Origin of the sequence: Chitinophaga vietnamensis, assembly GCF_902167635.1 — a bacterium.
GTDB lineage: Bacteria > Bacteroidota > Bacteroidia > Chitinophagales > Chitinophagaceae > Chitinophaga > Chitinophaga vietnamensis.
The window spans coordinates 149,874-175,877 of the sequence record NZ_CABHMS010000003.1; the positions used below are offsets into that span (position 1 = coordinate 149,874).

Here is a 26,004-nt window from a genome sequence, read left to right on the forward strand (position 1 = left end):
AAAGATAGCTAACTGGCAGTATCCTGGCCTGTGACGATCGTCACAATGTTTGATTTGCGGATTTTTTGATTTACGGATGTAAGAATTTGTGGCGGGCCTGAAGTCTGCCACAAATTCTTACATCCGTAAATCAAAAAATCCCTAAATCAAACTACTGAACTTTGACCTGCATAGATTGGGACGCCTGTTTTACTTCTTCTTTCTTCGGAAGTTTTAACTTCAGCACGCCGTCATCATAATGGGCCTCTATCTTGTCCAGCTGCACGGTTTCCGGTAACGTAAAGCTGCGGGAAAAGCTGCTGTAGTTGTATTCCTGGCGACTATATGTTTTTTCTTTTTCTTCTTTCGTTTCTTCGGATTCGGCGCTGATGGTCAGTACTTTTCCATCTACATCAATCTTCAGGTCTTCTTTTTTAATGCCAGGGCAGGCCATTGATACTTTATAACTGTCTTTGTCTTCGCTGATATTTACAGCGGGAACGGTTAAGGGCGCCAGCGCACGGCCGCCATTAAAATCTGTTACCCATTCTTTCCAGGGTTTGAAGAAATCATCAAATAAAGATGGGAGAAAGTTGTTTGTTTTGGTTACAGCTTGTGTAGACATAGTTACCTCCTTTTTTTTATAGTTAGTGATATTTATAAACTTCGAACCATAAGGTGCCAGCCATGCTTACGGCGAGGCATAGCAGGAACGACGGCAGGTCGATCGCTGCCAGACCGAACAGGGCTCTTGCTGCCGGCAGCAGGAGCAGGCCGGCGAGAAACAGGACGGATGCCAGCAGTATCACTGGCGTCAGCCGGTTCTTGTAACGGACAGTATGAAAAATATTTTCAGCAAATGAACGATTGGTGAATGTGAGAAAAATATTACTGATCAGCAGTATCGTAAAGACCATCGTTCTGGTAGTGGCGATAGATGCCTGTTGCATGGTGTAGTAGTAAACGATGAGCACCGCCGCGGTGACGGTCAATCCCAGCGTGACGGTGATGAGGAGCTCTCCGGCGCCGAACAAGCTATCTGTTCTTTTGTTGGCCGGGCTGCGCAGCACTTCGGCATCCACCGGTTCTCTTTCAAAAAAGATAGAGCAGGTAGGGCCCATGATCAGTTCCAGGAAGATGATGTGTATTGGCGTGAAGATGACCGGGTATTTCCAGTTGAGGATCAGGGGGAGGATAGCTGTAAGGATAACAGGGATGTGGATGGAGATAATATAGCGGATCGCTTTTTTCAGGTTGCTATAAATTTTTCTTCCCTGGAGTATCGCTTCAGGTATCTTCTCAAGATTATCATCTGTGATGATGAGCGCTGCGGCGAGGCGTGCTATTTCGGTGCCTTTCTTTCCCATAGCAATGCCTATATCGGCGGCTTTGAGCGCGGGGCCGTCGTTTACGCCATCTCCCGTCATCGCCACTGTTTCGCCGGATTGTTTCAGTGCGTTGATCACTTTCAGTTTGGCGTCAGGGAACATGCGCGCGAAAACGTTAACACGGTGTACAATTTCTTTGAACCTGTCTTCATCCATCGTCATGATTTCTTCGCCGGTTTTTACGTTGGCGCCATCGAGGATACCGGTTTTGCGGGCAATATCCGTTGCTGTTGCCTGATGATCGCCGGTGATAAGTTTTATGTTGACGCCTGTCGCGTATAATCTTTCGATAGCGGCGGCGGCATTGGCTTTGGGAGGATCATAAAGACTAACGAAGCCTTCAAAGTGCCAGTTGAACTGATCCTGGTGCTGAGGCAGTGCTCCTTCATCAGGGCGTGCGCTGGCCACGCCCAGCACACGCTGGCCGCCGGAGGTCATTTGTTGCAGGATATGCTGAAGGCGCAGGGCTGTATCTCCACTGATGCCGCATGCCTGCAATATGCGCTCCGGGGCGCCTTTTGCGGCAGCTATCCGTCCTTTTTCCGAAGGATAAATATGCGTCATCATTGGCGGGCGGCCTTCCAGCGGGTATTCATATATCATGGCTGGCTGGCTGTCGTGTACGCCGCTTTGTGTTTTGTAGGCGCTTATAATAGCCTTTTCCATGCTGTCAAAAGGATCGTGCTCACTTGCAAGGAATGCGTAGTAAAGTACCGGGATGCTGTGCTGCTGAAGTGTTTGTTCAATATCTGTCAATGTTCCTGTAACATGGTTGTATACGGTTGTTACAGTCATCCTGTTTTCTGTGAGCGTGCCGGTTTTGTCCAGGCAAAGCACGCTAACGGCGCCGAGGTATTCTATGGTTTGCGGTTGCCGGGTGATGATACCTATCTTCGACATGTAAAAGGCGCCCATTGCCATAAAGGAAGAAAATGCAACCGGGATTTCTTCGGGTATGGCCGCCATGGCCAATGTAAGCCCGAGGAGGATACTTTCCGGCAGGTGATGGCTCCGGATATAATGCAGCAGGCAGATGACCACAAAAGCAAGCACGCCAAATAATGTGAGCCTGCGCACGGTGTTGTTCACCTGCTGTTGCAACAGTGTGCTTTGCTGGCTGATTGTTTCTATTGCTTTGCCCAGCTTGCCTAATGTTGTCTGGTTGCCAGTTGCCGTTACGCTTACAATACATTTGCCCCTGTCGATGGTGGCGCCCTGGTAAAGCAGGTTGTTGCCCGGCAGGGCGTCTTTGTCTACCGGCAGCGCTTCGCCGCTGATCACAGATTCGTTTACAGCGAGGTCATTGGCAGACAGTATCCGCGCATCGGCGGGGATCTGGTGGCCTTCATTCAACAGGAGGATATCGCCGGGAACCAATTCCACTGATGGTATTGTTTTTTCAACGCCATCCCTGATCACAGTAGACAGCGGCGCGGTGTATTGCCTGAGCGCTTCCAGGGCGCGTTTGCTTCTGGCTTCCTGGTACAGGGAGATGGCGCTCACCAATAATGTGGCGATGAGCATCATCCATCCTTCGGTATTATTGCCCAGTATAAAATACAACAGGCAGGCGGTGAGCAGCAATATCAGCATGGGGTCTCCGAAGATGCCGGCTAGTACAGGTAAGAACCTCCGCTTGCCGGACTTCAGAATATTCCAGCCGTATAACTGGCGCAAACCGGCTACGGCTGCCTCTTCCAGCCCGGTGTAGTTTTTTATGTCCTGTATGCTATTCGATTGGTTCATATGCTAACCACTTGATGGATGAGTTCATTCGGACAAGGTTCCTGCATTTCCCAATGCCGCAAGTTGCTGAATGTAGTGGTGGCAATATTCAACAAGGCTTCCTGTGTTGCAAATGCCTGGTGCGGCGTGACCAGCACATTCGGTAGCTGCAATAGCTGGTCCAGAGTTTTGTCGACCGGGGTATTATTACGCAGGTCCTGAAAGAAAATACCTTTCTCATGTTCATATACATCCATGCCAAAATAGCCTATACGGCCATCTTTCAGGGCGTCAAGGACGGCGGCGGTATTGACTACTGCGCCGCGTGAAGTATTGATCAGCATCACGCCTTTTTTCATCATCCGGATCATTTCCATATTGATCAGGTATTTACTCTTGCTGGTCAGGTTGGTGTGTATGGTGATGATATCGGATTGGCTGCACAAGGTTTCGAGGTCGGTGTATTGCAGGCCGAGATTGGCTGCCAGGCTGGCGTTCGGCGCTATATCATATGCCAGCAGGCGGCAACCGAAGCCGCGTAGTATGGTGGCCACTACGGCGCCTATTTTCCCGGTGCCGATGATGCCTGCTGTTTTGTGGTGCATATCGAATCCGATCAGGTTGCCGATAGTGAAATTATACTGATGCACTTGTTGATGGGCCAATATGGTTTTCCGGTTCAGCGCCAGCATCATGCCAATGGCATGTTCAGCAATGGCGTAAGGCGAATAGGCCGGCACGTTGGCTACGCGGATGCCCTGCTGTGCCGCTGTTGCGAGGTCGATATTATCATAACCGGCAGCACGGATGGCGATGTACCTGATGCCCTGCGAAGCGAGTTTTTTTAGTACCGGGCCGCTGGCGTCATCCGAGGTGAAGATGGAGATACCATCACATCCTTCCGAGAGGGCAGCTGTTGCTGCCGTGAGTTGCCGGTGGGTGAACCGCGTATCCTGATGTTTTTTGTTGGCGGCTTCGAGGTAGGGCTGTTCAAAATCCTGAAGACTATATACTAATATTTTCATCATCCGGGTATTGAGTAAGTTATTCATCAATTGGGGTATGTTATTCATCAATTGGTTCATCAGGCCATGCAAATGGCTGTGGTTCTGCCGCCTGGCCTTTTGCATTCAGCTCTTCCAATGACCAGTTATCGGTGCCGGTGGTTTGTAGCCATTGCCCGCCCGACTTGCGGAACACCTGTGCATACAGGCCATAGTGATGCCGAAGGTCGTGCTCAACAGCGGCAGCCGTTCTGAAATAGCTGACATCCAGCCAGCCGGGAGAGCGGAAGGGAGTAAGGGCTTCCACCGTGGTATCCGGTGATGGCGCTTCATCCGGGTCGTATTTTTCTCCCTTTGCATGCGGCTTCCTGGAGAATACGAGGCGTAACCTTGGATAGTCAGTGTGAAATTGTTGCTGGATATCACTTACAGTGGTGTCGCGGCCAATGTATATCTGCATATAATATCATTTTTCAGTTAACACTATTATAGCTGCGCTTCACGATGTTGCCTGCAAATTTCTTTCCCGACGAGGTACAATAATTCTATATCGCTTATTGGTAAGCCTGCAGCGGGTTGCAGGCTATCGTGGTAGGCATCCTGCTGGTACAGCACCGCCGTACCATCTATCAGGGCGGTGATCCTGGTTTCATGACCAATATTTTCTATGAAGACCGGGACACTTTTTATGATGCCTTTATGAGCGATGGTGATATCAAATTGTTCCGTTCGCATAGCAGTGAATTTGATATAAAATTACATGGCCCCACACTGCGAAACACTGATCAGGATCAGGCTACAGCATGATATTCGTTTGAGTTACTGGTATTGTATATATACCGGAGCGGGAAATAATTGCAGCACTTCTGCCGGTGTCATCAGGTGTTTTCCTATGCTGACATCATTTCCATAAAAGAGTTTGAAACCGGTGTATTGCACGGGTTGTCCTGCTATCCATGCGTTGTAGCTGTCGCGCTTCAGGGCGGGCCCTCCGAAGCCGTCCATATTCATCACTACCTGCACTTCAGGCAGCGGGCGTATGTTTTTATAGTTGGTAACCATGTCCTGTGTAAACCGGTGTACGACGAGTATTTTAGGAGGCAGGTGATATTGCCTGACCAGTTCGGCGAGATAGTTAATGGCATAGTTAACATCAGCGGCATCATAGGCGCCGATACACGTACAGGGTACCTGCTGGTTTTTCATGGAATATTCAGGGTCGATGCCCAGATGTACCTGCTGCATGGCCAGATATTTTTCGAGGTGCGGCAGCTCATCCTGCAAAGTGCTGAGCCCTACCTGTACATCCAGGAATACGATGGCATGCGCCCGTGCGGCCAGTTCCAGGGCTTTGTCGATTTGTGCCGGCGGCATCTGCGCGCGGTATTTGCTGCCTGTTTTCTGCGCCGTTACAGCGATATAATGAATGGCTGGCTGCACCGGTAACATGGGGTCTGCTGCTTGCCATTGCTGCGCTTCCTGTTGCAGGCGCGACAACATGCTGTCTGGCGCCAAAGCGCCCAGGATGCCCATTTGCGGAGAATAGAAATTACCATAGAACGCCACAATTCTTTTATAAGGCAACAAAGATCCCGGCAACGGCACAGCAGAAGGCAATGGCCATTTGCTATCAGGGCGGTGATGCAGCAAATGATCCCACACCTGTATATTCCGCAGGCTGTCTGCCGTGCGCTGTGCTGGCAAGGCTTGCGGGCATAACAGCAGCGCCAGCAATAGATTCAGCCATGACAGCGAATGGCGGCCAGCAATTGCATTTGCTGCCTGTTCATGTACCAGCGCATATTCCGCCAGGTTATTGATGGTGATGATACCGGAAAGACGATTATCGGTCAATACCGCGAAAGCCTGTGCAGGATTGGTTGCCAGCTGATCCACCACATCTGTCATGGGCATATCTGCCTGCAATATCGTTTTGTTGTTTGCGGGCAAATTCCTTAAAGCATCTCTTTTGTGCCCCTTTGCAATCGCCTGGAACACATCATGGCGTGTAACGATATTGGGGGCGGCAGTATCATCCACGATCACAAAATAGGGATCTGCATTGCGCAGCAACACCTTTGCGGCGGTCTGTAAAAGCAGGCCGCCCGGAAGTGTGACAAAGTCGGTGGTCATAACATCCCTGATAAGCAGTCCTGTTGCGCGGTGGCGCAGGTAAGTGACTGTTTCTTCCGCTTTTCCGCTGACCATAATGAAAAGACCGATAACAGGTAACAAGAGGTTGAAGGATAACAAGCCGGCAATGATAAACAACACAGCGATGATACGCCCGGTAAGTACCGCCATGGAGGTGGCACGCGTGTAATTGTTATACAAGGCCAGTATCCCGCGCAGGATACGGCCGCCATCCATCGGGAATGCCGGTATAAGATTAAAAATGGCCAGTAAGATGTTTACCGTATGCAGGTACAGCAAAAAATTATTGCCGTTGAGGTTTGTAAAAGCATCCTGGTATTTCCAGAAGGGGATATAGTCAGCAATGAATGGCAGCAGTGCGCCGGCGATGATCACATTCACGAGAGGGCCGGCGGCGCTGATCTTGATCTCCTCCACCGGATGTTCGGGGATGCGTTCCATACTGGCCATTCCGCCTATGGGCAGTAACAGGATACGCTTTGTACGGATGCCATAGCTCGCGGCGGTGAGCGCATGCCCCAGTTCATGCAATATCACACAGCTGAAAACGGCCACCACACCCAGCAGCGCCCATAAGGTACTTGCAAGGCTCTCGCGTTGAAGAGCCATGATGAGCATTATCCACGCAATGATCAGCGGAAAAGACCAGTGAATGGAAATATCAATCTTGCGGACGCGGAAGAGGGTGACTGCATTTTTCATATTGCCAGGTTTACCCGCAAGCTACCAACAGGAGCACAACCTGGAAATGATGGCGGTCAATACGCTGCGTGACTTCCATCAGCGCCGAAGATCAGCACGCTACATGATCGTGGTCATGTATCTGCCGGGGCAACACTGTTAACTTTATCATCGTTCTAAATCCTGATATTATGCAGACCGTTCAATTTGAAACGCGGCTTAACTGGCTTGAATTGAAAAGAGGGATCATTACTTCCGGCGAAGTGAAGGATCTGATAAGGGTAGCTACGCCGCCGGCTTTCGGCGGTGATGGCGAAGAGTGGAGCCCCGAGCATCTGCTCATCAGCGCCTTGAGCAGCAGCTTTATGAGCACCTACCTGTATTATGCTTCACAGCTAGGTTTCGATATCTCCCATTTTGTTTGCAAAGTAAAAGGAGTGATAGCATTGTCAGAAGGCCGGTATGTTTTCAGCCAGATACATTTGTATCCCAGGATATATGTGACAGATGATGCATGCCTGGGCAAAGCCAGGGAGGCCCTGGAAAAAGCAAAGGCCAATTGCATTGTGGCCAATTCACTGAAAGCGGCTATTATCTTCAACAGTGAAGTGGCCCGTGATCCTCATCCACGGCCTGCCTGATCACTTTGGAGGAAATGTTTCTTCTATTTTAGAGAGCAGCCGCGTGCCGGACCAGTTGCCCGCCACTATCATCCTCCTGATGGTGAAAATCGGTTCCTGGCTGCTTTGCGCGTTGCTTAGCTGAAAGGCTGCCAGAAATCCATGCGCTTTGATCTCTTCTATTGCCGCCATATTCCATTCTCCATACGGATAGGCAAAGTAATTCACTGGTCTACCTGTTATCTTCTCCAATACCGCTTTGGGTTTGGTCAGCTGCTGCTGCCAGTTGATATTGCCAGATGCCAGCGGCTGATGATCCCAGGTATGACAGCCAATCACATGACCCTTGTCTGATAATGCTTTTATTTGTGCTGATGACAAATATCCTTGCTTGCCGATGGTAACGGTCATTACGAAGAATACGGCTTTGAAGCCGTAACGCGCCAGTATGGGAGCGGCCAGGGTATAGTGTGTTGCATGGGAATCGTCAAAAGTGATCATCACCGGCTTGGGAGGCAATTGTTTACGGCCCTGTATCCATGCCAGCAGCTCATCGGGAGATATGCTGTGGTAGCCGTTTTCCGCCAGCGAACGGAACTGCTGATCCAGCTGATCAGCGCTGATGCGCAAGGGGCCTGGCGTATAGCTGTTGCCGGTAAAAATGTTGTGATAGCAAAGTACAGGCACTTCCTGGCATACGGGCCTTGCATATGCCATCACGCAAAAGATCAATAGTAACACGCGTTTCATCTTTCTTGTTTTTTTTATTCTACATCACTGGGGTATTGCCTTTCCAGCACTTTCGCTTTTTTCATGCGTTGCACAATGGCTTTGCCATAACGATGGCTGAACTGCCTTGCGGAATTGATATCCAGCGAAGCTGTTTGTACTGAGTAAACAAGTTTTCCGTTCAGCATATCGTATAAATTACTTTCCCAGTAGTAAGTGGTATGATCGAGATCATAGCTGGGGATGGCATCCAGCGCTAACGCCGAATTAAGGTAGTCTGGCAGAAAATTGTAATCGGGATCGAGCAGCGAGTAGTCGAATATCCACGGAATATAAAAGTGCGCCGTTGAAGTGCTGCGCAACGTGATCGTGAGCACGGCATCTACTTCGGCCTGTTGCAGCATGGCAATGGCTGTTTTTTCATCCTTCCCTTGAAATGCGTTATTGTAGGGGATACTGGATGAAGTGACGGTGGTATAACCCATTGTGGCAAGGTCGTTGGCAAGATGCGTTTCCAGTTCCTGCCGCCAGGATTGTTCTGCAGCAGGCAGCAATGCAAGCACCAGGATACGCCGGTACCGGTATGGATGGATATCCGGCGACTGCCACTCGCTGGTGATATGGGTGGCTGTGCAGCCACCCAGTATCAACAACAGGAAAAACCACGATCTGAATCGTTTCATTTACGGCGTATTTAACGATGCGCAATGAATACCGGAATGCGGCGGTCACTGATCACATCTGAGGAAAAGCTCTTTTTGAACAGTTGTGACAAACCCGACCTGTTGAACGAACCGCATACCAGGATGGGATGTCCTTGTTCATTGGCCCAGGTATCGAAATATTTCCGGAGAGTGGCGGGCAGCACTTCAATATCGAGCTGGGGAAAGTGCCTGGCGGCCAGCTCCTTGATGTATTCGAGGTCCGGGATCTCTGTATGTCTTTTATTGGCTGCGTATAACAATACCGATTTCATATTGCACAACTCCGGAAACAAGGTAGCGAATGCTTTGATGGCATACGTAGCGTCTTCGCTGCCGTCATAGGCCAGCAGCACGGTGTCGGGGAAGCTGCCGGACTCGGGAGTGATGACGACCGGGCAGGATGTGTCATGCAAGGCGATCTTCAGATATTCATTGGAGGCCGTTAGTCCCATTTGTTCGTAGAATTTTTCACTGCCCAGTATCAGCAGATCGGCGAAGCGCGTTTCTTTCTTCAGTTCCCACAACGCGCCATCATAAAGGTGTTGATGTACCCTGTATTCAATATGCTCCCTTACGCAGGCGTTTTGAAATCGTTGGATGTTCTCTTCTATTGCTGCTGTGGTAGCGGTTTCGATGAGCGGGATATAAGGGCCGCCACCGGGTGCGGCATAACTCCAGGCGAGAGAGAAGTCCGTCTGTGGCAGGAATACGCCTGTTAACAGAATAGGGGAAAGCTCATTCAGCTTGCTGGCAAACTCGAAGGCTCCCCTGGAAAAATTCGGGCCATCAAAGGCGATCAATACCTTTTTCATAGTTTGTTTTTTTTGTGAAGCTAGTGGCTGGAATGCTGTGGAAAAATGATCTGCGGCAAGCGCCAGGATGATGATGATCAGTGACGCAGATCAGCAGGATAGCTAATCAATATCATTGCAGTCGGCGGCTTGCAACATTAATTTTACATAGCGTTGTTGCATAAGTCTACCGCTCCTATGGGGCGGCATATTGGTAGATGTGATGCGGGCTACCAACATATCGCCCGGTAGATAAAACATGAGCTACGCCGCAGGAGCGATAGGACAACGCCATTTTATACACAGAAATCATTGTTATGGAAAAATATGCGCCGGTATTTGTAACAAAGTGGAGCGGAGAAAAAAGACCTTTCTCGGACGAGAAGGTGAGAGCCTCGCTGAAGAAAGCGGGAGCGGCAACAGACACTATTGACAGGATCATGGAAGAGCTGTATCAGCAATTATATCCGGGTATTCCTACACGTGTGATCTACCGGATCGCCTTTGACTTGCTGAAGCACGCATCGCGCCATGTAGCGGCGCGGTACAACCTGAAGCAAGCCATCTTCGAGTTAGGGCCATCCGGTTTTCCTTTTGAAAAATTTATTGCTGAACTGTTTGGCAACACTGGCTTTACCGTCACCACCAACGTGATCATGGAGGGCCATTGCGTAAAGCACGAAGTAGACGTATTGGCCAAACAGCTGAAGCATACGCTTATTATAGAATGCAAATACCATCAGCAGGGGGGAACCTTTTGTGATGTGAAGACCCCCCTTTATTTCCACGCGAGATGTGAAGATATTGCGCAGAATACCGCCCGGTACAGCGGCCCTTTTGAAGGATGCCTGGTCACCAATACACGGTTTTCTGCAGACGCCTTGCAATATGGTAATTGCGCAGGCTTGCAGCTGCTTTCCTGGGATTATCCGGCCAACAAAGGGATCAAGGACATCATTGATCGTTCCGGGCTTTATCCGCTTACTTGTCTGACAACTTTATCGAGAGCGGAAAAATACCGGTTGCTGGAAAAAGGGATTATCCTCTGTAGTGCATTACAAGCCCATCCCGCTTACCTGGATGAAGTAAAGGTATCGCCGGCCCGGCGCGGGTTGCTGATGGCGGAAATAGACGGACTTTGCAAGAAGGACGAATTTACAGTACCACACTAAATATCACAGTCATGAATAATCTGGTAATGCCTTCGGGCAGATTATTATTATGGGATGCCGCGTTGCTGGGCCATGAACTGCAACGGGCCATGATACAACTTCCTTCAGTAGAGAAGGTGGCTATGGCGGGAAGCCTCAGAAGGGAGAAGGATACCGTGAGAAATATCGACCTGGTGCTACAGGTGCCAAGGTCAAAACGGGCCGCCGCAAAGGGAGAGCTGTCGCAGCTGGCGCAGGTGCAACATGTGATCTCCAGCGATGAGCATCATCTGCATATCCTGGGTTATGCCGGCGAAGTAGTGGATGTGTACATGCTGGATGCAGCCGAGTATGGCGCAGGCCTGCTTTATTACACCGGCTCCGTTGCCCATAATCTGATGCTGGAAAACCTCGCCGCCGCCAAGGGTTTCCTGCTGAATAAACACGGCCTGTTTGACAGGAAGAGTGGACAATATATAGCGGGCAAAACAGAAGAGGATATCTATCAGCATCTCGGGATGCAATTTATTCCGCCAGAGCTGCGGGAAGACAATGACGTGATAGCAGCGGCACAGCGCTTTCAGTTGCCTGCACTGGTGAGCTTTAACAAGATTAAAGGAGATATGCATATACACAGCGTATGGGGAGATGGAGAGCAGAAGATATCCGCGCTGGCACACTATGCCACGAATGCTTTCCCGCATTATGAATATATCGTGGTGGCAGACCATGTGGCGGGAACAGGCTGCCCTGGCGGCTTGCAGCCTGGCGATTTCCGCTTCCAGTTCAAAGAGATCGATGCAGTAAATGAATCCATGGGGCAGCATTTTGTAAAGAAGGGCGTAGAGATAAGCCTGCTGGAAGATGGAACACCTGAATTGCCCGATATGTTATTGGAAAAATTTGATTGGGTGATCGCTACTGTTCGTGGTACGCATAAAGATGATAATACCGCCCGTTTACTGAAAGCCTGCGATAACCCGCATGTGCACTGCATCGGGCGTATCGGCCCCGCCAGGGCGGAAGGACTGAATGCCTTTTCGGTCGACTGGCTGCGGTTATTTGAACAGGCTGCCATCACTGGCACTGCGTTGGAGATCAATGCCTATCCGGGGCAGCTCGCGCTGTCGGACCAATTGCTGAAAACAGCGGTGGAGAAAGGCGTTTACCTGGTCATTGGTACAGATGCGCATACGCTGGCACATTTTGACTATATGCAATTGGGAGTCGGGAAAGCCCGCAGGGCAGGGTGCAGCAAGGAGCATATATTAAATACATTACCGTGGAGTGAAATGGCAACGTTCAAACGCCGCAAGAAAAATGCATAACATCTTTAACCGATGTTATTGCGTGTTTGCGGCGCTTGAATAAAAAAAACGGCTCAGAAATAAGAGCCGTTTTTTTTATTACGATGGAACAGTTAGTGGCGGATGTGGTATGGATTGTCCAGCTTCTGCGTTCCGGATATTCTCGATGCCCTTCAGTAGCGCATCGGGGTTGAAGGAGATGCTATCGATGCCATGTTCTACCAGGAAGCTGGCGAATGCGGGAATATCGCTGGGGGCCTGTCCGCAAAGGCCTATCTTGGCGCCGGCTTTTTTGGCATTTTGCAGCATCATGCTGATCATGCGCATGGCGGCAGGATCTTCTTCGTTGAAGAGATTGGCAATCAGCCCTGAGTCGCGGTCTATGCCCAGCGTAAGCTGTGTGAGGTCGTTTGAGCCGATAGAAAAACCGTCGAATATAGCGGCGAATTGCGCTGCATCTAATACATTGGATGGTATCTCGGCCATCACATATACTTCGAGGCCATCTTCTCCCTGCTTCAGCCCACAGGACGACATCACCTGTAATACCTTGCGTCCTTCTTCCACCGTTCTGCAGAAAGGGATCATCGTTTTTACATTGGTGAGCCCCATATCATTCCTTACCCTTTTTACGGCGGCACATTCCAGTTCAAAGCCCTGTTGATACAAGGGGTGATAATAACGGGATGCGCCACGGAAGCCCAGCATCGGGTTTTCTTCCCTTGGCTCAAACTCTTTGCCACCCAGCAATTGACGGTATTCGTTGGTTTTGAAATCACTCATACGCACGATCACGTCTTTGGGATAGAATGCAGCAGCAATGGTGGCAATTCCTTCTGCAAGGCGGTCGATGAAAAATTGTTCCTTGTTACGGTAATCTGCTGTGAGCGATGCAATTTTTTCTTTCGCGGCCAGGTCTCTGAGCGCATCATATTTTACCAGTGCCATTGGATGGATACCGATAGCATGGGTGATGATAAATTCCATGCGGAGCAGCCCTACGCCGTCATTCGGCAGCAGCGCCAGGCGGAAGGCTTTTTCGGGATCGCTGATGATGAGCATGGCGGCGGTGCCTTCCGGCATTTTTACCTGGCTGTAGTCAAAAGTTTTTTTCTCGAACGGGATCGCCTCTTCATATACAAATCCTGTTTTACCTTCACAACAAGACACTGTAATAGCTTGTCCATCTTGTATCACGGCGGTGCCTTGCTGCGTGCCGGTAATGGCTGGCACGCCCTGTTCCCTGGCAACAATGGCGGCATGGCTTGTTCTGCCGCCGCTGTCGGTAACGATGGCTGCGGCTTTTTTGAGTAGCGGATCCCAGTCCGGGCTGGTATTGGTGGTGATGATGATCTCGCCGGCTTTCAGGCGGGCGCCATCTGCCGGTGATGCCAGCACACGTGCAATGCCGCTGGCCACCTGGTCGCCAATGGCTTCGCCAGACACGATGCAATGCCCTTTCCTTTCAAGCTGGTAGCTGGTAACCAGCTGCGGCCGCTGGCGCGAATGGATGGTTTCCGGTCTTGCCTGTATCAGGTATAACTTTCCACTGATGCCATCTTTGGCCCATTCAATATCCATCGGGCATTGATAATGGCGTTCTATGTCTATTGCCCATCTGGCAAGTTGCATGACCTCTTCGTCAGACAATACATACTGCGCTTGTTTGTAGGGAGGAGTAGCGATGTTTGTGGTAGTTGTTGTATCGCCATAGATCAGCATTTGCGCTTTGCTGCCTTTTTTCCGTTGTACAATAGCTTGTTTGTTTTGATACAGGGAGGGTTTGAATACATAGAACTCGTCTGGTACTACGGCGCCTTGTACGATATTTTCGCCGAGGCCCCATATGCCGGTCAGCAACACGATATCACGGAAGCCGGATTCCGGTTCAAGGGTAAATCCTACGCCGGAGCAGGCGAGATCGGCGCGCACCATTTGTTGTATCCCGGCGCAGAGCGCCACTTTGCTGTGTTCGTAGTGATTGTCTTCGCGATATTTGATGGCCCTGTCGGTGTATAAAGAAGCGTAGCAGCGTTGTACTGCCGCTATCAACGCGGCGGGGCCTTGTATATTGAGGAAAGATTCATGCTGGCCTGCGAAGCTGGCCTGTGGCATGTCTTCGGCGGTAGCGCTGCTTCTCACGGCAACGGCGGCAGGCGTATCGCCGGAAAGTTGCTGATAGGCGGCGAGTATCGCCTGCCTGAGATCATCGGGGAATGTGGCTGTCAGGATCATGTTGCGTGCCGCATTGCCGATGGCTGCAAGGTTGGAATAGTCGCGCCGGTTCAGCGTTTGCAACAATGTTTGCAAGGGACTGGCAAGCTGGTTAACATCGAGGAAATACCGGAATGCTGCGGCGGTAGTGGCAAATCCGTCAGGCACGCGGATGCCTTTATCCTGTAGCCCGGAGATCATTTCTCCCAGGGATGCATTTTTCCCGCCCACTTCCGGAACATCGGTCATCCGGATGGCGGAGAATGGCTTGATGAAAGTGTCCATATACTTGAGCTTTGTACAATTTTCTGTAAAATATTACGGGCATCCTATGATATACATCACAGGTTGCCGTGACAGGCATCATAGCTCTTTTGGGCCAGGAGCAGGAATTTGGTGGTAAATTTTCCGATATGATCGTATTACCCGGTAATGATACCTTGAAAGCGCCATCACCCAAGGCCGGCGATGAGAAATATTTTCTGGAAGGACCGCGTTCAAGGCTGCTTGAACTACTTTTTCTTTTACGTACGCTATGGGAATTTCTGCGGGGTTTCCGGGTGTTTCACTTTGCCGGCCCTTGTATTGCCGTATTCGGATCGGCGAGGGTAAAGGAGGATACGCCCTGGTATGAAGATGCCCGTAAAATGGGCGCCGGCATTGCCGCCATGGGCTTCAACGTGATGACCGGCGGCGGCCCCGGCATTATGGAAGCCGCGAGCAAAGGCGCCAGCGAGGCCGGTGGCAAAGCATTGGGCTGCAACATTATCCTGCCGAAAGAGCAACAGCCCAATCCCTGGCTCAGCAAAGTTTTTAATTGCCGGCATTTTTTTGTCAGGAAAGTATTGATGTTTAAATATTCCTATGGCTTCGTGATCATGCCGGGCGGCATGGGCACAATGGATGAATTTTTTGAGGCGCTAACTTTGATACAGACGCATAAAATCCTTAACTTTCCGGTGGTATTGATGGGTAAAGATTACTGGGAGCCGGTGATGACATTGTTCCGGCATATGCTGGCAGCCACCATGATAGATACAAGCGATCTTAGATATATCCTGTATACTGATTCCACTGAAGAAGCATTGGCTCACCTGAATAAACTTGCTTACGAAAAATATCGAACCAGCAGACGTAAAACTTTTAAGCGTTTTATTTTGTTGGGTGAATGAAAGATTTCCCTCGACTATGCAAATAAATAATAACTATGAACACTCCGGTGACTAACGCGGATATTTCAGCACAACTGAACGTATTCAATGCCATCATAGAGAAAGTACCAGGACTTACCGGGATCAGAAACCTGGAGGATGACAGCCTCGTTTACCTCAACTTTTACGCGATGCCAATGCTCGATGGTATAGACCAGCAAGCATTGTGCTCTTTGGTGAACCAGAATAAATTCGGCTATCGTCAGGCACTGAACCAGGAAAGGAACCAGCAGGAAGAAAGAGAGTGGACCGGCCCCACAGGGCAAAAGATCGCCGGTATTTACGAAGAAATCTTCTTCCGGTATAATGAAAACGATTACTGCCTTTTTCGTATATCCGATACCGCAGCTGCATTTCCTTACCGGCAGCGTATCGACAAGGAACTGCAACGCTTTGGCGCCCTGTTTAACTATGCGAGCGTAGGTATCCTGGTATCCAATGCGCAAGGCGAGATCATCATGATCAATAATTTTGCGCTCAACCAGTTCGGGTATCAGCGGGAGGAAGTGCTGGGACAGAAAGTAGAGATATTATTGCCCCGGCGCTTCAAAGATAAACATGTAGGCCATCGCCAGCATTATAATGCACATCCCCAGAACCGCCCTATGGGCATCGGTATGGACCTCTTCGCCATACATAAAGACGGCGCTGAATTTCCTGTTGAGATCAGCTTGAGCCATTATAAAAACGAAGAAGGCGCTTTTGTGATCGCCTACATCAACAATATTACAGAGAGAAAGAAAGCAGAAGAAAAAATCGAGAAACTGAATAATGAACTGGAACAGATGGTGGAAGAACGCACCATCCAGCTCAGGAAAGCATTGAAGCAACTGGAAATATCAAAAGAAGAACTGACCGTGGCGCTCAGCAAAGAAAAAGATCTTGGCGAACTGAAATCGCGCTTTGTTTCCATGGCTTCGCACGAATTCAGAACGCCCCTCAGCACGATCCTTTCGTCTGCATTTCTGGTGAAACAATATGCCGCCGAAGAAGACCAACCCAAGCGCGACCGCCATCTGCAGCGTATCGTATCTTCTGTAGATATGCTCACCGATATCCTGAATGATTTTCTCTCCCTCGGAAAAATAGAAGAAGGAAAGATAGAAGTGCGCAACAACAATTTTGACGTGCATACGCTGATCCATGACGTGACCCAGGAAATGCAGGGCGCGATGAAAGAAGGGCAGGAGATCAGCTACCGCCATGAAGGACCGAAAGAAGTGATACTGGACCCTTCGCTCTTCAAGCACATTATCATGAACCTGCTGAGCAACGCCATCAAGTTTTCACCGGAGAACAGCCAGGTATTGTTACACACAAACGTAAATGAACACCGCTTGAAACTGGAAATAAAAGACCACGGCATCGGCATGTCGGAAGACGACCAGCAGCACCTGTTTGAGCGGTTCTTCCGCGCCGCCAATGCCAGCAATATCCAGGGCACCGGCCTTGGCCTGCACATCGTGAACAAATATGTAGAGCTGATGAAGGGAGAGGTATCATGTGAAAGCACGCTGGGAAAAGGCACTGCATTTACCGTTATATTACCCATAAATTACGAACCAGGAAATGAGTAAGAAAACGATCCTGTTGATTGAAGACAACCGGGAGATAAGAGAGAACACAGCAGAAATACTCGGCCTTTCCGGCTATCAGGTATTGACAGCCGATAACGGCAAAACCGGCGTGGAGCTGGCTTTGCAGCATCGCCCCGATCTCGTGGTATGCGATATCATGATGCAGGTGCTGGATGGCTATGGCGTGTTGCACATGCTTCAGAAAAATGCCGTTACACAGGATATACCTTTTATCTTTCTTACAGCAAGGGCCGAACGCGCAGATATGCGCCGGGGCATGGAAATGGGCGCTGACGACTACATCACAAAACCTTTCAGCGGTACGGACCTTTTGCAGGCGATCGAAAGCCGCCTGAAAAGATCTACACTCAGAAGCCATCACTTTCCGCCTAACCTGCAAGGGCTCAACAGGCTGATGTACGAGGCCACCGGCAAAACGCCGCTACAAGAGCTGGCTGAAGGGCGCAATATTGACCGGTACAAAAACAAACAGGTGATCTACCAGGAAGGTAATCACGTCATCCGCCTCTTCTACATACAAAAAGGTAAAGTGAAAGTGTTCAAACGTAACGACGACGGTAAAGAGCTGGTGGTAGACCTGTACAAAGAAGGCGATTTTTTCGGGTATGTGCCACTGCTGGAAAATACCGTGTACAGAGATTCTGCACAGGCCATGGAAGAATGTGAAATCGCGCTGATCCCGCGGGAGGATTTCGAAGAACTGCTGAATAATAACCGCGAAGTAACCGTTCAGCTGATCCGCATGTTGGCAGGCAGCGTTACCATGAAAGAACAGCAATTGCTGGGACTGGCCTATAATTCCCTGCGCAGGAAAGTGGCGGAAGCATTAATATTCCTCAACAAAAAATATAATCTCAAAAAAGAACCGCCCTTTATAATTGATATCAGTCGTGATAACCTGGCCACCATCGCAGGCACCGCCACTGAATCCGTTATACGCACCCTCGCAGATTTCCGGGAAGAAAAACTGATCGATATCCGCGAGGGTGCGATCGTATTGCTGAATGAAGCGAAACTGGGCAACATGTTGTATTGAGTTACAGATAAACTTGCCGGAGGTAGTCGTGAAAAGAAACCCGGAGTTTGTCAAAATTCTCCTGAACAATGATCATCTTTACTTCCAGCCGTTTCTGCTGCTCCATCGCCTTCCGATAGCTGGTACCTTCGTCCTGTAGCAAATGAAACTGTTCCCGGAGCTCATGGCGCAGCAAAATAATCTGCTCATCCATCTTGATAAAGCGGTTCTGGAAACTTTCGAGATGATCCATCGATACGTTTGCCACACCTGTTTTCAATATGCCCACCAATTGGTTTTTGAATTGTATGTTCTCATCCTCCAGCTGCTTTACCTGGCCTTTCCAGGATTCGTTCTCTACGATGAGGCCTTTTAATTTGAAATTCATCTATTATTCTTTTTACTGGCAAAATCACTGTTAGTGGTGCGTGATAAAAACTGGTTGACTGATCAGTCGCAGCACAGATGTTGCATGGCTGGGTTTGAACAGATTGGACAATGCACTGCGGCCATAGGCGCCCATGACGATAATAGCGTTTTTATTGAATAGCAGGTATTCCAGCAGTTCAGGCTTGGTGCTGCCTGTTCTTTCAATAAATTCCACCTGATGATAGTGGCTATTCAGCCATTCCTTCATATGGTACTTGTCTTCCGCATGCGGCGCGTGCCCGCTATCTACCGTTACCACATATACTGGCTGTTGTTCCAGTTCCGGGAAAAGATAGGTGAACTGTTTGATCGCAAATACGGCAGATGCCTGTCCGTCGTAAGTGAAAATGATTTTCTCGATCCCTTCAAAATCAACAGGGGCAATGATGACAGGGCATTCAGCATCTCCCAGCACATCTTTGACCAGCCGGGTTGGAACGTATTCCCGATCGGCCGCGAAAGAGGTTTCTGCATCTATGACCAACAGATCTGCGTAGCGGCTTTCCTGGATGATCTCATCCAGCGGGCGGCCTCTGTCGCGGTGAAAGTTAGCATTGATGCCTCTGCTTATACAGGCTTCCTTGAAATGGCGGATATTGTTTTCGCAGCACTGTAATTTCATTTCATGCGTGGCGGTAGCAGTAACGGGGCCGCTTTCGGCAGTTTTTTCTTTTAGCACCGAAGCCGGCCGCTGCTCGTATTCCAGGTTTTCCAGGAATACGGCGGTGAGCCTCGAATGCGTGAGGTTGCAAAGAAATGCAGCGAAATCGAGCGCATGGTAATTGAGCGACATAGCATCCGTTATGAAGAGTATCTTTTTCATACACCAGGTTTTGTATCCTAAAGGTATGGCGGCGGCTATCGCTTTGCCATGACGATTATCATGTCAATAGCTGATTGTGAGCGGTTGATGATAGTCAGCCCCGGGTCTGATACCGGTCATTGGCGGATTACAGCTGCCAGCCTAGTTTTACGGGCATCAACGTGATTGCTATGAAAACTGTTCTCACCATTACATTCAATCCGGCCATCGATAAAAGTACCAGGGTGGCCGCGTTGGTGCCTGATAAGAAGTTGAAATGTTCGCAGCCGGTATTCGAACCTGGCGGTGGCGGCGTGAATGTGGCCCGGGCTATTGTGAAGCTTGGAGGACAGGCTACTGCCGCATACTTTGGCGGAGGATATACCGGCCAGTTTTTTACTGCGCTGCTCGCGGCCGAGCAGGTGCCGGCAGTGATGATGCCGATCGCGGGCCATACCCGCGAAAACCTGATCGTGACGGATGATACTACCCGTCAGCAATTCCGTTTCGGCATGCCAGGGCCGCAGTTATCGGCAACAGAATGGCAACAGGGACTGGCAATGCTCGATAAAGCGATGGACCAGGCCTCCTTTGTAGTGGCGAGTGGCAGCCTGGCGGCTGGTTTGCCGCCAGACGCCTTTGCGATAGCCGGTCAACAGGCAAAGCAGAAAGGGCTTCCTTATGTGGTAGATACTTCCGGCGAAGCGTTGTTACGCGCGGCGCGCAGCGGCGCTTATCTGCTGAAACCCAATCTCTCGGAACTGGCTACACTGGCCGGTAAGGAACAACTTACCGGTGACGAGGTGGCGGCTGCCGCCAGGTCGATAATAAGCGCAGGCGATTGCAAGTATATCGTAGTATCATTGGGAGCAACAGGTGCAATGCTGGTAACAAATAAAGAGGTGCTGCGTGTGCAGGCGCCGGTAGTGAAGCGGCTAAGTACGGTGGGAGCAGGTGATAGCATGGTAGCGGGCATGGTGCTGCAACTGGTTGCCGGCGCGGATATTGCCACCGCGGTGAAATATGGCGTGGCATGCGGTAGCGCCGCCACTATGAATGCCGGCACTGCATTGTGTCGCCTGCAGGATGTGCAGGCCCTTTATCAAAGTATGGATTAGATAGCCCGCGTTCATCTGAGATCATGGTCGTCCGTTTTCTCAGGCAAGGGTATTTCCGCAGGCGATACTGGCGGCGCAGGTTCATGGATCGGGGCTATCACTGGCGCTTCCGTGCATTTGCCGGGGTTTTCAGGCGTAGTTGGCGGCGTGGTATCCGGCTCCCGTGGCGGAAATATTTCTTCACCGGTCTTATCTGGTTTCATATCTGTCTGATTAAAATGAAAAGAAAAATTAGCAATACTAAATTCTTTTCTTTCCCGCATACAAAGAATGACCAGCATCAGGCCATCCCCTGATCCCGCTCACACTACACCGTATGATCAATATCATCCTGCATTGTAACCAATGTCATTTTCTTCGCTGGTGTATAAATGTAAGTTTGGGACAAGATTATTCACCGAAAATTTTTTGTTATGCAGATATATATCAGCGAAGAAAGTATCCTGCGCGAAATTCAACAAAAGTTCAGCGAAGTTTATCCTCATCTGCGGCTGGAATTTTACAAGAACCCGCACGAACGGGGAGATAGTTGCCCGGAGAAAGAAAAGCTGGACAATCATCTTGCTGTAGATGATGTGCGTACCATTCATACATCCGCCTGGGTTGACATTGGCGAAAACGTCATCACCGGCGATATGGAACAGGCATTCTATGATCTGCTGGGCCTGAGCGCACAAGTGTTCAGAAGGGCGGGGAAAGTATGGATAGAAACTACTTCCACAGACGTATGGACCCTTGCCAAGCAGGAAGCAATAGCCCGGCAGGAATATGCCAGGGCCGCAGTGTTGGTCAAATAATCCCTGTCAAACATGTTCTTATGAAAAAGATATTACTGGTTGCAGACAGCATGCTGCTCACCAAAGGAGCTATGAAGTATGCTTGCTATATCGCCAATATGACCGGTTCCCGGCTTACCGGCGTTTTTGTAGAAAATGAGCCCTCCCCGGATATACCGGCGCTAACGCACGCCCCTGGCCAGCCTTACGTTAAGGGCAAAGATCATAAGCCCGTGCGCACCATGGAACAGCTGCGCAACGTTGATAGCAGCATACACGAATTTTTGATGGGCTGTGAGAAAGAAGGCACTACAGCTACCGTTTTTCGTGGCAGCGCCGTAACGCCTGATGAAGTGATTGAAGAAGCGAAATTATCTGATCTGTTGATTGCAGATGCTACCACTTCGCTGGCGGAGGAGGAAGAACCCGTTCCTTCCCGCTTCATCCGGCATTTGCTGGCAGGCGCCACCTGCCCTGTGTTGATTACCCCGCCGGTATTTGAGGCGGTGGAAGAAGTGGTGTTCTGTTATGATCATAGCGATGCCGCTATTCATGCAATGAAACAATTTTCCCTGCTGCTGCCCGTATTCAGCGAATGCAGAGCTACTGTACTCACGGTAAATAAAGAAGGCGTGATACTGCCGGAAGAGAAGAGGCGCCTTCGCGAGTGGCTCTGCAAGTATTACGACAATGCTGAATTCAAGGTGCTGGAAGGAGATCCCGATACGCAATTATTTACTTACCTGATGAAAAGCAAGCGTACCCTGGTAGTGATGGGAGCATACGGCCGTTCCGTAGTATCCAGGTTCTTTCACCAGAGCCATGCCGATCTGCTGATGCGATCCCTGGCCTTTCCTGTATTCATCGCGCACACCTGATTATTGATCCTGTAAATGATTTATCTATGAACACAGACAAAAATATTATGGCAGCCGCTGGCCGTGCCCTTAAAGCCTATGCAACCTTACCTTCTGATCATATTCACATAGTGGTGATAGACGGCTGGCTTACACTTGGTGGCGAAGTAAACTGCGAACAGGAACGCGAGATGGCCGAAGCTGCCGTTAAAGATCTCGCCGGCGTAAAAGGGGTAACCAATTTCATTCATGTAACTAAAGATATTATCAATATTTAGGGATTTTTTGATTGACGGATTTTTTGATTTGAGGGAGCTGAAATTCCCCTCAAATCAAAAAATCCGTCAATCAAAAAATCCCTAAATATTTACCGGTGGGCAATGAACACTGGTATCCTGTGTTCGTTCAATATCTGTGCGGCAAAGCTCTGCTTTAATAAGCGGGAAACGCCCGTTCTGCCGTAGGCGCCCGTTACCAGTATTGGCAGCTTGATATCTCTCAGCCAGGTATCAAAATATTTCTTTGGATTAATGTCGAGCTTTTGAATGGTCAGATCAGTGAAGTGTTGTTTTACCAGCTCGGTAATATTTTCTTCTTCAGGCATGCTGCTTTCTTTTTCGTTGCAATAGATGAGTATAGCCGGTTTGTTACAGAGATCAGGGAACAGGTAAGCAAAGCTCTTGATGGCGAAAGCCGAAGCCGCGCTGCCATCGTAGCTTAGTATCACACTTTCCGGAAAGTGATATCCTTCGGGTGTTATCACCACCGGGCATTCTGATTGATGCAGGGCATTGCTCAGCATTTCATCCGGCCCCGCTATCCGCAGCTCATCGAAGAACTTTTCTCCGCACACGATCAGGAGATCGGCAAAGCGCGTTTCTCTTTTTAATTCCGCCATAGCATAGGCATGCAGGTTTTTATGCACGTGGCATTCGAGGCCATTGTTTACGCAGGCTTCCAGGAACTTCTCCACGGCCGGTTCCACAGAAGCGGCCGCGTATTCTTCTACCAGAGGAACATATGGAGAAGCGCTTGCAAGCGGATAAGTATAATCCGGCGAAGGCAGGAAGATGCCGGTAAGCAGCACGTGCTCACGTTCATTCAGCTTTCTGGCAAAGGCAAAAGCGCCTTCAGAGAAATTATTGCCATCAGTGGCCAGCAGTATCTTTTTCATAAAATAATATTGTCAGGATAATTGAATCGGCGGCGCCGTTATGACGGCCGGTAAGCGCTTGTTTGGTTTTTTTGCGTGATGGCCATACAGCAGGCGTTTGGTGACTTCCGCACAAAAGAGGTATACGATCACTACTGCGCAGATGTATAGCATGATATGCAATGGTAAAGGCTCGAAGCCTATCACTGCCGCAAAGGGCAGATAGGGCAGCAGCCAGCCTGTGGCAAGGCATACCAGCGTGCTGATCACCAGCGGCATTGCGGGCCTGCTTTGGATGAATGACAGTTTCCTGGTACGTATGATGAACACTACCAGTATCTGTGTAGCCAATGACTCCATGAACCAGCCTGTTCTGAACTGGGCCTCTCTCACCGGAAAGGCATGATACAGGAGGAAGAATATTACCAGGTCGAATACAGAGCTGAGCAATCCGAATATGAGCATGAAGTTGCGGATGATAGTCATATTCCAGCGTTGCGGATGATAGAGGGAGTCCGCATCGTTATTGTCCGCCGGAATGGTGATCTGTGCTGTATCGTACAGGAAATTGTTAAGCAGTATCTGTACCGGCAGCATGGGCAGGAATGGCAGGAATACGGCGGCAGCGGCCACGGAGAACATGTTGCCGAAATTGGAGCTGAGCCCCATCAGGATGTATTTCATGGTATTGGCAAAAGTTTCTCTGCCTGCCATGATACCATCACGAAGGATAATCAGCTGCTTGTGGGTGAGGATGATATCTGCTGCATCCTTGGCTACGTCGGAGGCGTTGGCCACGGAAATGCCGATGTCGGCTGCTTTCAGCGAAGGGGCGTCATTGATGCCGTCGCCGAGGTAACCTACTGCGGTATGATGTGCTTTCAACGCATGTATCACCCGGTTTTTCTGATCGGGAGAGAAACGTGTGAAGATGCTGATGCTGCGCACTTTTTCCTGCAAGGCGGCATCGCTCAGCTGTTCTGCCTCAAAGCCTTGCAGGATGCCCTTTATCGGCAAGCCTATTTCCCTGCATATTTTTTCTGTAACGAGATGGTGGTCGCCGGTGATGATCTTTACTTCCACGCCGATCTTCTCCATTTCAGCGATTGTAGCGGCGGCATCTTCACGCGGTGGATCGAGGAATACTGCCAGTCCTTCAAAAGACAGCTCATTTTCATCACTGGCCTGCAGGCCTTGGCCACCTGGAAGCTGCTTCGATGCGATGGCCAGCACCCGCAGGCCATCCTGGCTGAAACCTTCATAAAGTTGTTGTATCCGTTGGCTGACGGCGGCATCTGTACGGCATACTTTCAGTATTGCTTCGGGAGCACCCTTGCAGATCAGGGTAAAGCCGCCTTCCTGTTTCACCACTACGCTCAGGCGCTTGCGGTCGAAATCAAAGGGGATCTCATCTGTTTTCTCGAAGGCTGGCAGTTGGGGCCGCTGGCTGTCCAGCACCGCCTGGTCGAGCGGGTTGGCGGCGCCCGTTTGCAGCAGGCTGTTGAGATAGGCAAGGCGGAAAACATTGGCTGATGGCGCTCCTTCGATATCCACGCATTTCACGAGCTGCATCTCGCCGGTAGTGAGGGTACCTGTTTTATCCGTACACAACACATCCATGCTGCCGAAATTGGGGATCGCGGCTATTTTCTTCACAATGGCGCCTTTGCGCGCCATTTTCATCGCTCCCCTGGACATGGCCACACTCATCACCATCGGTAATAATTCCGGCGTAAGCCCCACGGCGATAGCGATGGCAAACAGGAAGGATTCAAATACCGCATGATGGCTGATCGCATTCACTACGAAGATAAACACTACCAGGGCAAGCGTTACTCTGGTGATCAGCAGGCCGAATTGCTGCATGCCCCGGCCAAAGTCTGTTTGCTCCTGCCGGCTGTTCAGCTCATCGGCTATCTTGCCCATCATCGTGCTGCGGCCTGTGCGTACTACGATAGCCCGCCCTGTGCCGGAGATAACGCCGGAACCCATGTAACACATATTCTCCAGCGATGTGTCGTCAGCAGCACCGGCAGTGACGACAGCATGCTTTTCTACCGGGAAGGATTCACCGGTGAGCGACGACTGGTTCACAAAAAGATCGCGTGCAGTTATCAGTCTCACATCTGCCGGTATAATATTGCCGGCGCGCAAGGAAACAAGATCGCCGGCGCAAAGCTGCGCGGTATCTATATTGTAGCTGATGCCACCCCTTGTGACCATCACTCTGCTGATCAATGTTTTTTTCAATATCGCTGCCGCATTTCTGGCTCCTCTTTCCTGCAGATAATCGAGCGATATACTGAGCAGGATGATGAAAAAGATGATAAGTGCATTGGCTGTTTCTCCCATACCTGCGGAGATGCTGGCCGCTGCCAGCAGGATCAGCACGAGCGGATTTTTGAAGTGGGAGAGCAGCTCGCCTAATTCTGTGATATGTTTTTTACTGTCGATCACATTCAGCCCGGATTCACGCAGGCGGGAAAAGGCAGCCTGCTCTGTAATGCCGGTATCCACGCTGGTTTTCAACAGCCGTTCGATCTCCTCACAAGACATCGATGCCACCTCTGATAATTTGAAATCCGGGACAGATGACAT

General features: G+C 50.0%; 25 protein-coding genes. 10 read left to right on the forward strand and 15 right to left on the reverse strand.

All coding sequences use genetic code 11. The annotated features are described in order from the left end of the window. Positions 1 to 151 precede the first annotated feature (151 nt). The 6 genes from FPG75_RS08760 to FPG75_RS08785 form a co-directional block, all read right to left on the reverse strand. Positions 152 to 604 carry an Hsp20/alpha crystallin family protein gene (locus FPG75_RS08760; RefSeq protein WP_143306409.1) on the reverse strand — a complete coding sequence of 151 codons (453 nt, stop codon included), beginning with the start codon at positions 602 to 604 and terminating at the stop codon, positions 152 to 154. Between the two features lie 22 nt (positions 605 to 626). Then, positions 627 to 3,113 (reverse strand): cation-translocating P-type ATPase, encoded by a 2,487-nt coding sequence (locus tag FPG75_RS08765; RefSeq protein ID WP_143306410.1) that lies wholly within the window; start codon positions 3,111 to 3,113, stop codon positions 627 to 629. Next, positions 3,110 to 4,144, reverse strand: a complete 1,035-nt coding sequence (locus FPG75_RS08770) for a 2-hydroxyacid dehydrogenase (RefSeq protein WP_201747915.1) — start codon at positions 4,142 to 4,144, stop codon at positions 3,110 to 3,112. The genes FPG75_RS08765 and FPG75_RS08770 overlap by 4 nt, the downstream gene beginning before the upstream one ends. Before the next feature lie 13 nt (positions 4,145 to 4,157). Continuing rightward, complete coding sequence (locus FPG75_RS08775; RefSeq protein WP_143306411.1) at positions 4,158 to 4,556, reverse strand: hypothetical protein; 399 nt, start codon at positions 4,554 to 4,556, stop codon at positions 4,158 to 4,160. Between the two features lie 26 nt (positions 4,557 to 4,582). Next, positions 4,583 to 4,831, reverse strand: a complete 249-nt coding sequence (locus FPG75_RS08780; RefSeq protein WP_143306412.1) for a hypothetical protein — start codon at positions 4,829 to 4,831, stop codon at positions 4,583 to 4,585. An 84-nt stretch (positions 4,832 to 4,915) separates the two neighbouring features. Next, positions 4,916 to 6,952, reverse strand: a complete 2,037-nt coding sequence (locus FPG75_RS08785; RefSeq protein ID WP_143306413.1) for a site-2 protease family protein — start codon at positions 6,950 to 6,952, stop codon at positions 4,916 to 4,918. A 170-nt stretch (positions 6,953 to 7,122) separates the two neighbouring features. On the opposite strand from FPG75_RS08785, the gene FPG75_RS08790 reads away from it, so the two are divergent. After that, positions 7,123 to 7,572, forward strand: coding sequence for an OsmC family protein (locus FPG75_RS08790; protein ID WP_143306414.1), 450 nt, complete (start codon positions 7,123 to 7,125; stop codon positions 7,570 to 7,572). Here FPG75_RS08790 and FPG75_RS08795 read toward each other — a convergent pair whose 3' ends face one another. The 3 genes from FPG75_RS08795 to FPG75_RS08805 are packed head-to-tail and all read right to left on the reverse strand — an operon-like array spanning position 7,573 to position 9,796. Further along, positions 7,573 to 8,301 (reverse strand): polysaccharide deacetylase family protein, encoded by a 729-nt coding sequence (locus FPG75_RS08795; protein WP_143306415.1) that lies wholly within the window; start codon positions 8,299 to 8,301, stop codon positions 7,573 to 7,575. Between the two features lie 14 nt (positions 8,302 to 8,315). Then, positions 8,316 to 8,963 (reverse strand): hypothetical protein, encoded by a 648-nt coding sequence (locus tag FPG75_RS08800; RefSeq protein ID WP_143306416.1) that lies wholly within the window; start codon positions 8,961 to 8,963, stop codon positions 8,316 to 8,318. Positions 8,964 to 8,974: 11 nt separating this feature from the next. Continuing rightward, on the reverse strand, positions 8,975 to 9,796 hold the full coding sequence (locus FPG75_RS08805) for a universal stress protein (protein ID WP_143306417.1): 822 nt from the start codon (positions 9,794 to 9,796) through the stop codon (positions 8,975 to 8,977). Positions 9,797 to 10,092: 296 nt separating this feature from the next. Between FPG75_RS08805 and FPG75_RS08810 the strand changes: the two genes are divergently transcribed. Together FPG75_RS08810 and FPG75_RS08815 are read left to right on the forward strand one after the other, a co-directional pair. Next, positions 10,093 to 10,947 carry an ATP cone domain-containing protein gene (locus FPG75_RS08810; protein ID WP_143306418.1) on the forward strand — a complete coding sequence of 285 codons (855 nt, stop codon included), beginning with the start codon at positions 10,093 to 10,095 and terminating at the stop codon, positions 10,945 to 10,947. A gap of 11 nt (positions 10,948 to 10,958) precedes the next feature. Next, positions 10,959 to 12,254 (forward strand): DNA polymerase III, encoded by a 1,296-nt coding sequence (locus FPG75_RS08815; protein ID WP_143306419.1) that lies wholly within the window; start codon positions 10,959 to 10,961, stop codon positions 12,252 to 12,254. A gap of 78 nt (positions 12,255 to 12,332) precedes the next feature. Here the strand turns inward: FPG75_RS08815 and ppsA are convergent, their stop codons facing one another. After that, complete coding sequence (gene ppsA, locus FPG75_RS08820; RefSeq protein ID WP_143306420.1) at positions 12,333 to 14,732, reverse strand: phosphoenolpyruvate synthase; 2,400 nt, start codon at positions 14,730 to 14,732, stop codon at positions 12,333 to 12,335. A gap of 128 nt (positions 14,733 to 14,860) precedes the next feature. Between ppsA and FPG75_RS08825 the strand changes: the two genes are divergently transcribed. Genes FPG75_RS08825 through FPG75_RS08835 form a run of 3 tightly spaced genes read left to right on the forward strand, consistent with a single transcriptional unit; the run spans position 14,861 to position 18,292 of the window. After that, positions 14,861 to 15,619: an LOG family protein gene (locus FPG75_RS08825; protein WP_143306421.1), complete on the forward strand. Its 759-nt coding sequence runs from the start codon at positions 14,861 to 14,863 to the stop codon at positions 15,617 to 15,619. 35 nt (positions 15,620 to 15,654) lie between these two features. Next, positions 15,655 to 17,235 carry a sensor histidine kinase gene (locus FPG75_RS08830; RefSeq protein ID WP_236652749.1) on the forward strand — a complete coding sequence of 527 codons (1,581 nt, stop codon included), beginning with the start codon at positions 15,655 to 15,657 and terminating at the stop codon, positions 17,233 to 17,235. Continuing rightward, positions 17,228 to 18,292, forward strand: coding sequence for a response regulator (locus tag FPG75_RS08835; RefSeq protein WP_143306422.1), 1,065 nt, complete (start codon positions 17,228 to 17,230; stop codon positions 18,290 to 18,292). Before FPG75_RS08830 ends, FPG75_RS08835 begins: the two co-directional genes overlap by 8 nt. 1 nt (position 18,293) lies before the next feature. Here the strand turns inward: FPG75_RS08835 and FPG75_RS08840 are convergent, their stop codons facing one another. Together FPG75_RS08840 and FPG75_RS08845 are read right to left on the reverse strand one after the other, a co-directional pair. Then, positions 18,294 to 18,659, reverse strand: coding sequence for a hypothetical protein (locus tag FPG75_RS08840; protein WP_143306423.1), 366 nt, complete (start codon positions 18,657 to 18,659; stop codon positions 18,294 to 18,296). 30 nt (positions 18,660 to 18,689) lie between these two features. Then, on the reverse strand, positions 18,690 to 19,523 hold the full coding sequence (locus tag FPG75_RS08845) for a universal stress protein (RefSeq protein ID WP_143306424.1): 834 nt from the start codon (positions 19,521 to 19,523) through the stop codon (positions 18,690 to 18,692). A gap of 170 nt (positions 19,524 to 19,693) precedes the next feature. Here FPG75_RS08845 and FPG75_RS08850 point away from each other — a divergent pair, with 170 nt between their 5' ends. Then, positions 19,694 to 20,620, forward strand: coding sequence for a 1-phosphofructokinase family hexose kinase (locus FPG75_RS08850; RefSeq protein ID WP_143306425.1), 927 nt, complete (start codon positions 19,694 to 19,696; stop codon positions 20,618 to 20,620). A gap of 11 nt (positions 20,621 to 20,631) precedes the next feature. On the opposite strand, the gene FPG75_RS08855 is transcribed toward FPG75_RS08850, so the two are convergent. After that, positions 20,632 to 20,823, reverse strand: a complete 192-nt coding sequence (locus tag FPG75_RS08855) for a hypothetical protein (RefSeq protein WP_143306426.1) — start codon at positions 20,821 to 20,823, stop codon at positions 20,632 to 20,634. Between the two features lie 210 nt (positions 20,824 to 21,033). On the opposite strand from FPG75_RS08855, the gene FPG75_RS08860 reads away from it, so the two are divergent. The 3 genes from FPG75_RS08860 to FPG75_RS08870 are packed head-to-tail and all read left to right on the forward strand — an operon-like array spanning position 21,034 to position 22,531. Beyond that, entirely contained in the window at positions 21,034 to 21,417 is a 384-nt protein-coding gene (locus FPG75_RS08860; protein WP_143306427.1) for a hypothetical protein, read from the forward strand. Positions 21,418 to 21,437: 20 nt separating this feature from the next. After that, positions 21,438 to 22,274, forward strand: coding sequence for a universal stress protein (locus FPG75_RS08865; RefSeq protein ID WP_143306428.1), 837 nt, complete (start codon positions 21,438 to 21,440; stop codon positions 22,272 to 22,274). Positions 22,275 to 22,300: 26 nt separating this feature from the next. Further along, positions 22,301 to 22,531: a BON domain-containing protein gene (locus tag FPG75_RS08870; RefSeq protein WP_143306429.1), complete on the forward strand. Its 231-nt coding sequence runs from the start codon at positions 22,301 to 22,303 to the stop codon at positions 22,529 to 22,531. Positions 22,532 to 22,620: 89 nt separating this feature from the next. Here the strand turns inward: FPG75_RS08870 and FPG75_RS08875 are convergent, their stop codons facing one another. Together FPG75_RS08875 and mgtA are read right to left on the reverse strand one after the other, a co-directional pair. Further along, positions 22,621 to 23,427, reverse strand: coding sequence for a universal stress protein (locus FPG75_RS08875; protein WP_143306430.1), 807 nt, complete (start codon positions 23,425 to 23,427; stop codon positions 22,621 to 22,623). 12 nt (positions 23,428 to 23,439) lie between these two features. Continuing rightward, positions 23,440 to 26,004 (reverse strand): magnesium-translocating P-type ATPase, encoded by a 2,565-nt coding sequence (gene mgtA, locus FPG75_RS08880; protein WP_143306431.1) that lies wholly within the window; start codon positions 26,002 to 26,004, stop codon positions 23,440 to 23,442.